The 12766-nt window shown below is 67.0% G+C and carries 11 protein-coding genes and 1 pseudogene; 6 read left to right on the forward strand and 6 right to left on the reverse strand.

Going from position 1 to position 12766, the window contains the following annotated elements; translation table 11 throughout:
• Window positions 1-60: 60 nt before the first annotated feature.
• The gene (locus tag G4Z14_RS01525; RefSeq protein WP_164622990.1) at window positions 61-630 is read right to left on the reverse strand and encodes a YcbK family protein; all 570 of its coding nucleotides are present in this window, start codon (window positions 628-630) and stop codon (window positions 61-63) included.
• Window positions 631-1001: 371 nt separating this feature from the next.
• On the opposite strand from G4Z14_RS01525, the gene G4Z14_RS01530 reads away from it, so the two are divergent.
• Genes G4Z14_RS01530 through G4Z14_RS01545 form a run of 4 tightly spaced genes read left to right on the forward strand, consistent with a single transcriptional unit; the run spans window position 1002 to window position 5218 of the window.
• The gene (locus G4Z14_RS01530) at window positions 1002-2597 is read left to right on the forward strand and encodes a L,D-transpeptidase family protein (RefSeq protein WP_227751461.1); all 1596 of its coding nucleotides are present in this window, start codon (window positions 1002-1004) and stop codon (window positions 2595-2597) included.
• A 29-nt stretch (window positions 2598-2626) separates the two neighbouring features.
• Window positions 2627-3733: a UDP-3-O-(3-hydroxymyristoyl)glucosamine N-acyltransferase gene (locus tag G4Z14_RS01535; protein ID WP_164622991.1), complete on the forward strand. Its 1107-nt coding sequence runs from the start codon at window positions 2627-2629 to the stop codon at window positions 3731-3733.
• Between the two features lie 16 nt (window positions 3734-3749).
• Complete coding sequence (locus G4Z14_RS01540) at window positions 3750-4028, forward strand: acyl carrier protein (RefSeq protein WP_164622992.1); 279 nt, start codon at window positions 3750-3752, stop codon at window positions 4026-4028.
• Window positions 4025-5218, forward strand: a complete 1194-nt coding sequence (locus G4Z14_RS01545; RefSeq protein WP_164622993.1) for a beta-ketoacyl-[acyl-carrier-protein] synthase family protein — start codon at window positions 4025-4027, stop codon at window positions 5216-5218. The genes G4Z14_RS01540 and G4Z14_RS01545 overlap by 4 nt, the downstream gene beginning before the upstream one ends.
• Before the next feature lie 51 nt (window positions 5219-5269).
• Here the strand turns inward: G4Z14_RS01545 and G4Z14_RS01550 are convergent, their stop codons facing one another.
• A complete protein-coding gene (locus tag G4Z14_RS01550; protein WP_321572991.1) occupies window positions 5270-5899 on the reverse strand; it encodes an invasion associated locus B family protein in 630 nt (209 codons plus the stop codon).
• A 402-nt stretch (window positions 5900-6301) separates the two neighbouring features.
• Between G4Z14_RS01550 and G4Z14_RS01555 the strand changes: the two genes are divergently transcribed.
• Together G4Z14_RS01555 and G4Z14_RS01560 are read left to right on the forward strand one after the other, a co-directional pair.
• Window positions 6302-7843 carry a helicase HerA-like domain-containing protein gene (locus G4Z14_RS01555; protein ID WP_164622994.1) on the forward strand — a complete coding sequence of 514 codons (1542 nt, stop codon included), beginning with the start codon at window positions 6302-6304 and terminating at the stop codon, window positions 7841-7843.
• A 109-nt stretch (window positions 7844-7952) separates the two neighbouring features.
• Window positions 7953-9191: a CAP domain-containing protein gene (locus tag G4Z14_RS01560; RefSeq protein WP_164622995.1), complete on the forward strand. Its 1239-nt coding sequence runs from the start codon at window positions 7953-7955 to the stop codon at window positions 9189-9191.
• Window positions 9192-9201: 10 nt separating this feature from the next.
• Here G4Z14_RS01560 and G4Z14_RS01565 read toward each other — a convergent pair.
• The 4 genes and pseudogenes from G4Z14_RS01565 to G4Z14_RS19055 form a co-directional block, all read right to left on the reverse strand.
• Window positions 9202-9957 (reverse strand): annotated as a pseudogene (locus tag G4Z14_RS01565) (transporter associated domain-containing protein); the annotation flags it as partial.
• Window positions 9958-10061: 104 nt separating this feature from the next.
• Window positions 10062-10994: a site-specific tyrosine recombinase XerD gene (locus G4Z14_RS01570; RefSeq protein WP_164622997.1), complete on the reverse strand. Its 933-nt coding sequence runs from the start codon at window positions 10992-10994 to the stop codon at window positions 10062-10064.
• A gap of 3 nt (window positions 10995-10997) precedes the next feature.
• Window positions 10998-12614 carry a hypothetical protein gene (locus tag G4Z14_RS01575; RefSeq protein ID WP_227751462.1) on the reverse strand — a complete coding sequence of 539 codons (1617 nt, stop codon included), beginning with the start codon at window positions 12612-12614 and terminating at the stop codon, window positions 10998-11000.
• Window positions 12604-12738 (reverse strand): hypothetical protein, encoded by a 135-nt coding sequence (locus G4Z14_RS19055; protein ID WP_265331842.1) that lies wholly within the window; start codon window positions 12736-12738, stop codon window positions 12604-12606. The genes G4Z14_RS01575 and G4Z14_RS19055 overlap by 11 nt, the downstream gene beginning before the upstream one ends.
• Window positions 12739-12766: the final 28 nt, after the last annotated feature.

Genomic DNA, 12766 nt, shown 5'->3' on the forward strand with positions numbered 1-12766 from the left:
ACCATGCAAAAGGGCGCCGCGCGGCGCCCCTGAATAAGCGGAATCTTGCCGATGGGCGGCTCAGCCGCCCCAGGTGCGCACCGGACCGCAGTCCATATGCACGAAGTTCGACCGCGAGTAGGTGCCGACGCCGCCGCCCGAGCAGGTCTTGGCCGCGCGGGCCATCTGGCCGACCGAGCGCGACTTCAGCCGCAGGTCCGCCGCCTGGCCCTTCATGTGCAGCGAGTTCTTGGCAACCCCGCCCGACTTTGAGCGCAGCATGGCGTTGGTCTCGGGGCTGCGATAGCCCGACAAGAGCATGTAGGGTTCGTTCACGTCCATCAGCCGATGCGCCGCCGCCATCACGTCGAAATTGCGCGGGTCCATCCTGAAGGTCTTGCTGTTGCGCCAGTCGCGCATGAAGTGATTGATTTCCTTCAAAACTTCGGGAATGTACTCGCCCTCGACCCAATAGATCGTGTCGATGCTTTCGCCGGTTCGGCCCGAATACATCCGGATGCGGCGAATGTCGCCGGCGCCCTTGAGATATCCCGCGGTTGCTGTGAAGGCCGGGGCGGCGACAATCGCCGTGGCAGCAAAGGCACCAAGCAGCCCACGCCGCGTGAATCCGTTCGAAGATATGATCGCCATTCTGTGCGCCTGTCCCGTCGCTGGTCTTCGACCGCCTGTGCCGGCGGTTCGTTTCGCTACTCATCCCCAAGTGCAAGGCCGTTATGGCACAAACAGCATCAGGACCAAAGCAAAGAATGACCGCCTCGGGCCGACCTTCGACCGCATCGGCAAATTTTTGCTGAATCCGCCCGCCGGCATCGGAGCAAATCTGCCCGGCATTTGATTGATTGCCCGCGGGCAACAATGAAAGGGCCCGGACGCGCGGCGCACATCGGCCTTTGCGGGGCTTTGTTTACACTTTGCCGAATTTCGCCGACAATATCCCATCGGAACAGGCGATCAGGGCTGACCGCCGCGAAAGGATTGAAGTGGCAGGGTTTTTCAAATTGTTGAGGGCGGATGTCCGCAAGGGGCTCTGGTCGTCCGCTGCGTTGATTCTTCTGATCTCCGGTCAGGCGGCCCTTGCCAGGGACGCGGGCGGCACCGCCTATGTTCGGGCGCTGGCCGAAACCGTGGCCGAGGATGACGCGCTGGCCGCCTTCTACCGCGAGCGCGGCTATGAAGATCTGTGGACCGGCGCGGATGATGCCGCCCGGCGCGGTGCCGCCCTTGCTGTCTTTGCCGCCGCCCCCGATCAGGGGCTTCCCGCCGCCCGCTATGACGCCGCGGCTCTGATCGCCGCCTATCGCGCGGCCGAAACCGAAGGCGACCGTGGCCGGGTCGAGGCGGCGATGAGCCGGGCTTTCCTCGCCTATGCCCGCGACGTCTCGTCCGGGGTGCTGACGCCGAACAAGGTCGATCCCGGCATCGTGCGCGAGATCGTGCGGCCCGATCCGGCGGTGCTGCTGCGCGGACTGGCCGCCAGCCCGTCGCCGGCGCGCTTCCTGCGCGATCTGGTCCCGGCGGCCCCGGAATATGCCCGTCTGGTCAAGGAAAAGCTGCGCCTTGAAACGAATCCCGGCTGGGGTGAGGCGATTGCCGCCGATGCCCTCGCGCTTGGCGCCACCGGCCCGGCCGTCGTTCAATTGCGTAACCAGTTGATCTCGCGCGGCTATCTGGTGCAGACCGCTTCGGCCTCCTATGACCGGGCGCTGATGCGGGCGGTGCAGCGCTTCCAGGCCGACAGCGGCATCGTCGGTGACGGGCAGGCTGGCCCCTCGACCATCGCGGCGCTGAACGTGCCGCTGCAAGAGCGTCTGAAATCCGTCGTCGTGGCGCTGGAGCGGTTGCGCTGGATGGGCAATGCCCCGCGCGGCGCGCGCCACATCTGGGTGAATCAACCCGATTTCGTCGCCCGCATCGTGGACAACGGCCGCACCACCTTTCAGACCCGCGTGGTGATCGGCAAGAACGTCGAGGACCAGCGCAGCCCCGAATTTTCCGACGAGATGGAGTATATGGTCGTCAACCCGTCCTGGGGGGTGCCGCGCTCGATCATCGTCAAGGAATACCTGCCGCTCTTGCAACAGAACAGCAATGCGGTGGGGCATCTGCAGGTGGTCGACCGCAATGGCCGCGTAGTGCCGCGCGGGGCAGTGAACTTTGCCGCCTATTCGGCCTCCAGCTTCCCCTTCGGGCTGCGCCAGCCGCCGTCGGACGGCAATGCGCTGGGGAAGGTGAAGTTCATGTTCCCCAATCAATACAACATCTATCTGCATGATACGCCTGCAAAAAACCTGTTTGAAAGCGAGGTGCGGGCCTATAGTCACGGCTGCATCCGTCTGGGCGATCCGATCGACTTTGCCCATGTTCTGCTGGCGCGGCAGACCGATGATCCGAAGGGGCTTTTCCAGTCGGAACTTGACAGCGCGCAGGAAAGCTCGGTGTCGCTGGACCAGAAGGTGCCGGTGCATCTGGTCTATTTCACCGCCTGGCCGTCGCTGCGCGGGCAGGTGGGCTTCCGCGCTGATGTCTATGGTCGCGACGCGCGGCTTTACCAGGCCCTGACCGAGGCCGGGGTGGTCTTGGGCGCGGAACGCGGGTAAGGCTTTTCGGGCAGGAACCGGAGAACGCCATGGCCCATTCCATCGCCGAGATTGCCCGCGCCCTTGGCGCCGAGGCTGCGGGGGATCTGTCGCTGCGCGTGGTGCGCGCGGCGGAACCGGCAATGGCCGGGGCTGACGATCTCGCGCTGGCGATGGACCCGCGCTATGCCGACGGTCTGGCCAAGGGGCAGGCGCGGGCGGCGATGCTCTGGCCGGGGGCGGATTGGCAGGCGCTGGGGCTGAAGGCCGCGATCTTCGCGCCGCGCGGCCGGCTTGCCATGGCGGGGCTGTCGGCGATGATGGACCCGGGGCCGGAGATTTCCCCCGGCCTGCATGCGATGACCGTGATCGACCCGACGGCCGAGATCGGCGCAGGTGCGGCCATCGGCCCCTTTGTCAGCATCGGCCGCGGCGCCCGCATCGGGGCGCGGGCGCGGATTGCCTCGCATGTCGCAATCGCCGAAGGCGCGGTGATCGGGGACGACGCCCTGATCCTGTGCGGCGCCCGCATCGGCGCCCGGGTCAGGATCGGCCACCGCTTCATCTGCCAGCCCGGCGCGGTGATCGGCTCGGACGGGTTTTCCTTTGTCACGCCCGAGAAATCGGGGGTTGAGGAAATCCGCAAAACCCTTTCACAACGCAGCGAAATTCACGAACAAAGCTGGGTGCGGATTCACTCGCTTGGCTCGGTCAGCATTGGCGATGATGTCGAGATCGGCGCCAATTGCACCATCGACCGCGGCACCATCCGCGACACGGTGATCGGGCGCGGCACCAAGCTCGATAATCAGGTGCACATCGGCCATAACGTGCAGGTGGGCGAGGATACGCTGCTGTGCGGTCAGGTCGGCATCGCCGGATCAAGCCGCATCGGCAACCGGGTGGTGCTGGCCGGGCAGGTCGGGGTCAACGACAACATCTTTGTCGGCGATGATGTCATCGCGGGCGGCGGCACCAAGATCTTTACCAATGCGCCGAAGGGCCGGGTGCTCTTGGGCTATCCGGCGGTGAAGATGGAAACCCATGTCGAGATGCAGAAGGCGCTGCGCCGCCTGCCGCGTCTGGGTAGCCGGGTCGCCGCGCTGGAAGCTGTCATTTCCCCGTCATCCGCGGCTGATAGGCCGGAGGAAGACTAGCCAGATGGGGGTGACGATGGACGGCGCATTGGGGTTTGAGGTTTCGGTCGCCGACCGGGTGCGGGCGATCATCGCCGAACAGGCGATGCTGGAGCCGCACGATGTGACACCGGGGGCGGCGCTGTCCGACCTCGGGCTGGACAGCCTGATGCTGGTCGAAACGCTGTTCGCGCTGGAAGAGGCCTTCGACATCTCGGTGCCGTTCAACGCCAATGACCCCGCGGCCGGCCGGTTCGACCTGTCGACGGTGCGGGCGGTGATTGCCGGCGTCGAGGGGTTGATCGCGGCCCGATGAGGCGGGTGGTCATCACCGGGGCGGGCACCGTCAATCCGCTGGGCCAGGATGTGGCGTCAAGCTTTCGGGCACTGCGGGACGGGGTGTCCGCCATTGCGGCGCTTCAGATCGCCGACCTCGATCGACTTTCCGTGAAGATCGGCGCGCAAGTGGCGGATTGGCAACCGGAAAACCACTTTGACCGGGCGCAGCTGGGGCTGCTTGACCGCCATGTGCAATTTGCGCTGGCCGCGGCCCGGCAGGCCGGCGCCCAGGCCCGGCTGACCGCCGATCCGGGGCGCACGGCGGTCATCATGGGCACGGCAGGCGGCGGGCTCATCACTTCGGACGAGGCGTTTCGCGCGGTCTATGCCGAGGGCCGCAACCGCGTGCATCCCTTCACCGTGCCGCGGCTGATGGCCTCGGCGGCGGCGAGCCATATCTCGATGGACCTGGGGCTGACCGGGCCGGCGTTTTCGGTGTCCTCGGCCTGCGCCTCCTCAAACCACGCCATCGGGCTGGCGTTCCAGATGGTGCGCTCCGGCATGGTGGAGGCGGCCTTTGCCGGCGGCTCGGAGGCGATGCTGTCCTTCGGCGGCCTGAAGGCCTGGGAGGGCCTGCGCGTCATGGCGCCGGACGCCTGCCGGCCGTTCTCGCTGGGGCGCAACGGCATGGTGCAGGGCGAGGGCGCGGCGGTGTTCGTGCTGGAACCGCGCGAGGCGGCGCTGGCGCGCGGGGCCGGGATTCTGGCGGAAATCGTCGGCTTTGCCATGACCTCGGATGCCAGCGACATCGTGCTGCCGAACTCCGACGGCGCGGCGCGCGCCATGGCGGGCGCGCTGGCCGATGCCGGGCTGGAGCCGGGGGCGGTCGATCACATCAACGCCCATGGCACCGGCACTGCGGCCAATGACCGCTCGGAGGCGCAGGCCATCGCGCGGGTATTCGGCGACCGCGACGTGCCGCTGACCTCGACCAAGTCGCTGCATGGCCATCTGATCGGGGCGGCGGGGGCGGTGGAGCTGCTGGCGGTGCTTCTGGCGCTGCAGGAAGGGATCATCGCCCCGACGGCAGGCTATCTTGGCCCCGATCCGGATTGCCCGGTCGATCTGGTGACGGGGGCGGCGCGGCAGGCGGATGTGGCGGTGGCGCTTTCCAATGCCTTCGCCTTCGGCGGGCTGAACGCCGTCCTGGCGCTGGCGCGGGCCTGAACGCAAAAGGCCCGCCGTTTGCCGGCGGGCCTTCGCCTGAATTTCAATCGCTTACGGCGTGGGAAGCGTGGCGGCGACCGCCTCATACCCCGCGGTGAAGCCTTTCAGCGAGATGTCAAGCGCAACCGGCTTGTCGGGCGCGGCGGCGGGAACCACCATGGCGGTGGCCTTGGCGCCCTTCTTCAACTGCTCGACCTCTTCGGCGGTAAAGCCGACGCGGGCGACGCAACCTTCGATGGTGCAGAAGGAGAAGGGGTAAAGCTTGGCCGGCGCGGTGTCGATGGCGATGGTCAGCGCCTCGGTCAGCAGGGTTTCAAGCGGAGCGACGACCGTGCCGCCGGCCACGGCCTTGCCGCCGGCGGGCAGCGCGAAGATCGAGAACTCGGCCACGGCGTTGCCGTCGGCGTCCTTCAAGAGCTGGAACAGCTGGCAGGGATCCTTGCCGTCCTCGGTCTTTTCGCACCGCTGTTCCCACAGCTCGAAATTGGTGGCCAGATAGCCTTGCCCGACCTGCGCGGTCTCCTGGGTCAGGATGACGGGGGCGGCGGCGCCGGCTTCGACGCCCATCGACAGATCTTCGGGCTTTTCTTCGGTGGTGGTCTCCTGGGCCAGCACCGGCAGCGCGGTCAGGATCAGGACGGCGGGAAGGGTGAGGCTTTGAAGCAGGCTGCGCATCGACATCTCGTCTTTCCTTGCAATGAATTGCGCGCGGATTAGCACGGCGCGGCGCCCAAGTCAGGTGGGAAAGCGCAAACCCGGCAGCTTCCCGCGCAAACCGCGGAATAAAAAGGAAAAAAGGGCCGGAAACCCGACCCTTTTCATTATTATTATGCTCCCTGTCGGACTGGCCGACGTCATGTGCCAGACGCTATTGCGGTTTCACGCGCGCGTCAACAGGATTTCGCTGAAATTGTGCCCGTGACAATGCTGCCGGGGCTGCGGGCTCCGCAGTGGCTGGCGGCAGCGGCAAGGCAAGGCCAAACCAGCAAGTTCGCACTGGCATGACAGGGGCAAGGCTGTATCTTGGCCGGCAACGGGCGCGCGGTGCGGCCGGCATAGCGGGTTCAGGCGACGAGGTTGGTCATGTCGGATGCGATTTTTGTGGGTGGCGGTGGAGAAGGCTATGGCGTGGCGCAGAACCTGCTTCTGAAATACGGCAACCGCCACGGGCTGATCGCGGGGGCGACTGGCACCGGCAAGACGGTGACGCTGCAAATTCTGGCCGAGGGGTTTTCCGCCGCCGGCGTGCCGGTGTTCATGGCCGATGTGAAGGGCGATCTGGCCGGCATCGCGGCCGCCGGATCGGCCAGCCACAAGCTGCACGAGGCCTTTGCCAAACGCGCCGCCACCATCGGGCTTGACCTGCACTATCAGGCCTTCCCGGTCACCTTCTGGGATCTCTTCGGCGAGCAGGGCCACCCGATCCGCGCCACCGTGGCCGAGATGGGGCCGCTCCTGCTCAGCCGCCTCTTGGAACTGACCGAGCCGCAGGAGGGCGTGCTGAACGTCGCCTTCCGGCTGGCCGACGAGGAGGAACTGCCGCTGCTGGACCTCAAGGACCTGCAGGCGCTGCTGACCTTCATCGCCGAACATGACAGCGAGATTTCCGCCCGCTACGGGCTGGTCTCCACCGCCTCGATCGGGGCGATCCAGCGCCGGCTGCTGGTCTTGGAAAATCAGGGGGCGGCGCAGATGTTCGGCGAGCCGGCGCTGGAACTGGCCGACTTGATGCGCTGTGATGCGCAGGGGCGCGGCATGGTCAACCTCCTGGCCGCCGACAAGCTGATGAATTCCGGCCCGCGGCTCTATGCGACCTTCCTGCTGTGGCTTCTGTCGGAGCTGTTCGAGGAACTGCCCGAGGTGGGCGATCCCGACAAGCCGAAGCTGGTGTTCTTCTTCGACGAGGCGCATCTGCTGTTCACCGATGCGCCCAAGGCGCTGGTTTCTAAAGTGGAACAGGTGGCCCGGTTGATCCGCTCCAAGGGGGTAGGGGTCTATTTCATCACCCAGAACCCGGCGGACGTGCCCGAGATGATCCTTGGCCAGCTGGGCAACCGGGTGCAGCACGCGCTGCGCGCCTTTACCGCCAAGGACCAGAAAGACCTGAAAATGGCGGCCGAGACCTATCGGCCCAACCCGCGCTTTGCCATCGAGGACGCGATCCGCGATGTCGGCACCGGCGAGGCGGTGACCTCTTTCCTTGAGGCCAAGGGCGTGCCGGGCATTGCCGAACGGACGCTGGTGCGCCCGCCATCGTCGCAATTGGGGCCGATTGATCCGGGGCTCAGGGCGCAATTGATGGCCGCCTCGGGCATGGCGGCAAAATACGACACCGCCATCGACCGCGATTCGGCCTATGAACGGCTGCGCGCCAAGGCCGAACGCGCCGCCCGCGAGGCGGCCGATGCCGAAGCCCGCGAGGCCCGCGCCAGCGAGGAGGAGCGCGAGTATTCCCGCGCCCGGCGCTATGATGGCGAGGACCGCAGCACGTCGCGCAAAACCTCCACCAGCCGCACCGATTCCGTCGGCGAGGCCTTTGCCAAGAGCTTTGCCCGCCAGCTTGGCACCAAGTCGGGGCAGGCGATCATCCGCGGTGTTCTGGGTTCGATCTTCGGCAAGCGCTGAGATCTGACGACAATCCGCCGATCCGGCGCAGCGGTCCACAAACCGCCTAGCCCGCGCCGCATTTGGCAGCTAGGCCTCTCGCCGGCGAATGACTGCGAGGGGCCTGCCGATGGCGATTTCTGCCGCGGAACAGTATATGCTGGAACTCATCAACCGGGCGCGGCTGGATCCGCTGGGCGAGGCGCAGCGCCTTGGAATCAGCCTGAACGACGGCCTTGAGGCGGGACGACTGGGCAGCGCGCCGCGCGGGGTTCTGGCCTTTGAGGGCGCGCTGGAACAGGCGGCCATCGGCCATTCGCAATGGATGCTGGCCACCGACACCTTTTCCCACACCGGGATCAACGGCAGCACGCCCTCCGCCCGCGCCCTTGCGGCGGGTTATCAGGGCGGGGGCGTGGGGGAAAACATCAGCTGGTGGGGCACCACGGGCACGCTGAACCTTGAAGCCGCGATTGCCCGGCAACACGCCAGCCTGTTCCTGTCGCCCGGACACCGGCTGAACATCCTTGAGGCCAGCTACCGCGACATCGGCCTCGCGCAGGAGGCAGGGCAGTTCTCCTATAACGGCACGACCTACAACGCCTCGATGGTGACGCAGAATTTCGGCGCGCAAGCCGGGGTGTTCCATGTCACCGGCGTCGTCTACGACGACAACGACGGTGATCGGTTCTATTCCATCGGCGAGGGCCGGGGTGGGGCAAGTTTTGCCAGCGCAGGCAATGCGACGACCAGCGCCGCAGCGGGTGGCTACGCGCTGGACGTGGTCGAGGGCGGACCGGTCCTGATTACCGGCACGCTCGACGGTCTGGATTTCGCGCTGCGGATTGCCGTCGAAGGCCAGAACGCCAAGCTTGACGTGGTGAACGGCGCCGAGGTGCTGGTCTCGGCCGATGTGACGCTGCTGACTGGTCTGCATGACGCAAGACTTCTTGGCGCCGGGGCGCTGGATGCCAGCGGCAATGCCGCCGCCAACAGCCTGGAGGGCAATGCCGCCCGCAACGTCCTGTCGGGGCTTGCCGGCAATGACCTGTTGCAGGGCAAGGCCGGCAACGATCTGCTGCGCGGCGGGACGGGCGATGACCAGCTGACCGGCGGCACCGGGGCGGACAGCTTTGTCTTCACCCTGCGGGCGGGCGACGATGTCATCACCGATTTCGAATTGACCGACCGGTTGCGGCTGGATGACCGTCTCTGGGGCGGGACGGTGACAACGGCGGCCGGGCTTGTTGCCGACCATGCGCAGGTCGTGGCGGGCGATGTGCTGATCGACCTGATGAACGGCCAGTCGCTGCGGCTGGAGGGGTTCAGCGATCTTGCCGCGCTGGAAGCCCGGATCGTGCTGGTCTGATCCCGGCGGATCAGACCGGACGGATGCGCAGCTTGGCCAGCCGGTTTTCCCGCCGCGTCACCACCTGAAACCGGAAGCCGTGGAAGGCGAAGGACTGGCCCTCCACCGGGATCATCTGCGCTTCGTGAATGACAAGGCCGGCGATGGTGTTGGCCTCGGTGTCGGGCAGCGCCCAGTCCATCGCCCGGTTGAGGTCGCGGATTGTCATCGAGCCGTCCACCAGCCAGGCCCCGGTCTCGTCGCGGCTCAATCCGGCATCGCGGGCCACCACGTCGAATTCGTCGGTGATCTCGCCGACGATTTCCTCAAGGATGTCCTCCAGCGTGATGACCCCCATGATCGCGCCGTATTCGTCGACCACGATGGCGAAATGCGTGCGCCGCTTCAGGAAGGCGCGCATCTGTTCATCCAGCGTTGTGCTGTCGGGGATGAAATAGGGCTTCATCGCCACCTTGACGATGTCCAGCGCCTCCAGCCCCTCGCCGCTGCGGCGCAGCCGGTCCACCTCGCGCAGCAGTTCCTTGGCGTGGATCACGCCAAGGATGTTCTCCTCCTGAGCGCGAAACACCGGCAGGCGGGAATGGGCCGAGGCGAGGACTCCGGAAATCAGCGTATCGGGCGGCTGGTCGGCGTCGATCATCTCGATCTGGCTGCGGTGGGTCATGATCTCGTCCACCCGCCGCTCGCCCAGATCCAGCGCGCCCAGCAGCCGGTCACGGTCTTCCTTTTCCATGCCGCCGCCCGAATGGCTGGCGGCAATCGCCTGTGTCAGATCCTCGCGCAGACCTTCGGCGCGGTCGGCGTCGGTCCGGCGCAGGGCGGCAGGGAGCAGGTTCAACAGGCGATGCATGGGCGGAAATCTTCGTGGGGTCAGGTCTTTTTGGCAAGCGGATGGTGGGTCAGGACCAGGTCCTTCAGCTGATCCTCCAGCACATGCGTGTAAATCTCGGTCGTGGCAACATCGGCGTGGCCAAGAAGCGTCTGGATCACCCGCAAATCGGCGCCGCCCGCCAGAAGATGCGTGGCAAAGGCATGGCGCAGGGTGTGGGGCGTGACCTTGGCCGGGTCCACTCCGCCCAGCACTGCGATATCCTTGATGAGCAGGTAGAAATGCTGCCGCGTCAGATGGCCGTCGCTGCCGGAACCGGGGAAAAGCGCCTTGGAGCCGGGCTTGCCGGCCTTGCGCGCCGCCTCCTCCTCGGCGTCGCGTTGCGCCAGCCATGCCGCCGTCGCCAGCCGGGCCGGAGCGGACAAGGGCACCATGCGCTCCTTGTTGCCCTTGCCGCGCACAAGGATCATCTTCGGATCGCCCCGCACCGCGGCAACCGGCAGGCCGACCAGTTCCGAGACCCGCATGCCGGTGGCATAGAGCAGTTCCACCAGTGCCGCGTTGCGCAGCTTTCCCCCCGATGTGCGGCCCTTGCTGCGGGCGGCGTCCAGAAGCCGGTCCACCTCGTCATGCGACAGGGTCTTGGGCAGGCGCTGGCTGGCGCCGGGGCCGGAGATGCGCAGCGCCGGATTGTCGGGCCGCCAGCCCTCGTCATGGGCAAAGCGGTAAAGCTGGCGGACGGATGAAAGCCGCCGCGCCCGGCTGGATTTCGACAGGCCCTCGGCCTCGCAGGAAATCAGGTAATCCTCGATCGCAGACCGGGGCAGGGTGGCCAGATCAAGCCCGCGATGCGCCGCCCAGCCGGCGAAATCCTTCAGGTCGCGACCATAGGCAAGCAGCGTGTTGCGCGCGGCGTTGGCCTCGGCCGATTGCGCCTGCAGGAAGGTGGAAATCCAGCGGTCGGCATCCGTCATCACCTAGCCCCGGCGTTCCAGCAGCATCAGCTCCAGCGCCGTGCGGCGCGCCGTGTCCTCAAGGCCCAGCTTGCGCAACAGCGCCAGCCCCTCGGCCAGCTTGGCCAATTCGCCGTGCAGGCCGACCTCGATCCGCGCCATGGCCAAGAGCAGCGCCTCGCCGATGCGGGACTGGTTGAGCAAGAGCTTGGCATCGTCGGACAGCACCGGCTCGGAGCCGTCAAAGGCCGGCTGGATCGCCCGCGCCATGCTGTCGGGCGGCATGAGCCCCTTGACGCTGCCCTGCGCCAGCCCGGCAAGAAAGGCGCCGCGCAGGTCGCCCGGTGCATGGCGGCTGCTGGACAGGCGTGCAAAGTCGGGCGAGAGCAGGCCAAGGTCATAGGCGATGCGCGCCGAATCGCCGGTCAACGCCATCTGCGCCAGTTTCCCGGCGAAAAGCGTGGCGAAAGGCACTTCCAGTTCGGCATCCGCCATGCGGGCATAGGCCAGCGGCAGGCGTTGCTCCACCGCCGTCAGATCGCCGGCCTGCAACGCCGCGTCAAACCGCTGGAACGCGTCCACCCGGTCCCAGACCCCGCCCGAAGCCGCCGGATCGCGTTGGGTGAACAGACCCAGCAGCAGGTTGGGCGAGATCGCCCCGGCGCGGGCCAGTCGCTCGGCCGCCTCGACCTGCGCCTTCCAGCCGGCGCGTTCCGACAGATCGGCATGGGCAAAGGCAAGCGGCAGGGTGGCGGTGGGCAAGGGCTCGCCAATCGCCTCGTAAAGCCGCCAGATCAGCGGCGTCACTGGCTTGGGCGGCGCGGGGGCGGGGTCGGATTCGTAAAGGTCGGGGTCGAGAAACCGCGACAGGAGCGCGCTTTCGGTCTCGGAAACATGGCCGATCGCCTCGGCCGTGCGCAGCGTCAGCGCCGCCGCCGCCCAATCGCCCTCGCGCGCCATGCAGAACACCCGTGTCGGCAGGGTGGGCGACAGATCGGGCGCCTCGACCAGCGCGGCGCAGGCGCGATCCTCGTTGCCGGTCAAGAGCGCCACATCAAAGCTGCGGCGAAAGAGTTCGGCCGTCCGCGCCGGCAGCGCGGCATCCAGAAGCGCCTGCGCCTGATCCAGCGCGCCAAGCGCCAGCAGCTTGTCGATCCGCGCCATCAAGAGCCGGCCTTCGTCGCCCGCATCGGCCGGCGGCAGCGCCTCGGCCAGAAGCAGCGTGTTGAGCAGGCTTTGCAGCGCCGGCAACCCGACCGGATCCGCCCGGGTCAGCGCCGCGGCGGCCTCGTCCGTCAGGCCCATGCCCCAGAGCGCATGCGGAAAGCCGGTCTGCGCCGGCGTGAGCAACCCAACGGCATCGGGCGAAGGCCCGCCCAGCACCGAGACCGAGACATCGGCCGGAAGGCCGCCGTCCTTGGTGACGGGGGCCTCGTCGATCCGCGGGCGCTGCGCGGAGGCGGGCTTTGCCGGCACTGCGGTTTCTGGCGGGGCGGTGACGGGCTGCGACAGCCAGTCGATCGCGGACAGCGGTTGCTTCTTGCGTGATTCGGCCATGACCACTGGTGACGCGACCCCAAGGGCCAGCGCCGTGCCAAGGATCAGCGCCTGCCGCCGCATCGGGGGCCGATCAGCCCGCATCCAGCGTGACCGGCTGGCGGATTTCCTGTGGGGTCGGGCTGAGATCGCCCAGATAGGCATAGCCCGCAAGCCCCGCAAAGCCCAGAATCCCCAAGATCACCAACAGTTTGAACAGCCGTGCCATTGTGCTGCCTGCCTTCTCCCCCCGGTTC

Origin of the sequence: Tabrizicola oligotrophica, from assembly GCF_011008935.1 — a bacterium.
GTDB lineage: Bacteria > Pseudomonadota > Alphaproteobacteria > Rhodobacterales > Rhodobacteraceae > Tabrizicola_A > Tabrizicola_A oligotrophica.

What these genes read in the sequence shown, in the direction of transcription:
- G4Z14_RS01525 (WP_164622990.1), bottom strand. Translation starts at nt 630, where the DNA reads ATGGCGATCATATCTTCGAACGGATTCACGCGGCGTGGGCTGCTTGGT.
- G4Z14_RS01535 (WP_164622991.1), top strand. Translation starts at nt 2,627, where the DNA reads ATGGCCCATTCCATCGCCGAGATTGCCCGCGCCCTTGGCGCCGAGGCT.
- G4Z14_RS01540 (WP_164622992.1), top strand. Translation starts at nt 3,750, where the DNA reads ATGGACGGCGCATTGGGGTTTGAGGTTTCGGTCGCCGACCGGGTGCGG.
- G4Z14_RS01545 (WP_164622993.1), top strand. Translation starts at nt 4,025, where the DNA reads ATGAGGCGGGTGGTCATCACCGGGGCGGGCACCGTCAATCCGCTGGGC.
- G4Z14_RS01550 (WP_321572991.1), bottom strand. Translation starts at nt 5,899, where the DNA reads ATGTCGATGCGCAGCCTGCTTCAAAGCCTCACCCTTCCCGCCGTCCTG.
- G4Z14_RS01555 (WP_164622994.1), top strand. Translation starts at nt 6,302, where the DNA reads ATGTCGGATGCGATTTTTGTGGGTGGCGGTGGAGAAGGCTATGGCGTG.
- G4Z14_RS01560 (WP_164622995.1), top strand. Translation starts at nt 7,953, where the DNA reads ATGGCGATTTCTGCCGCGGAACAGTATATGCTGGAACTCATCAACCGG.
- G4Z14_RS01570 (WP_164622997.1), bottom strand. Translation starts at nt 10,994, where the DNA reads ATGACGGATGCCGACCGCTGGATTTCCACCTTCCTGCAGGCGCAATCG.
- G4Z14_RS01575 (WP_227751462.1), bottom strand. Translation starts at nt 12,614, where the DNA reads ATGCGGGCTGATCGGCCCCCGATGCGGCGGCAGGCGCTGATCCTTGGC.
- G4Z14_RS19055 (WP_265331842.1), bottom strand. Translation starts at nt 12,738, where the DNA reads ATGGCACGGCTGTTCAAACTGTTGGTGATCTTGGGGATTCTGGGCTTT.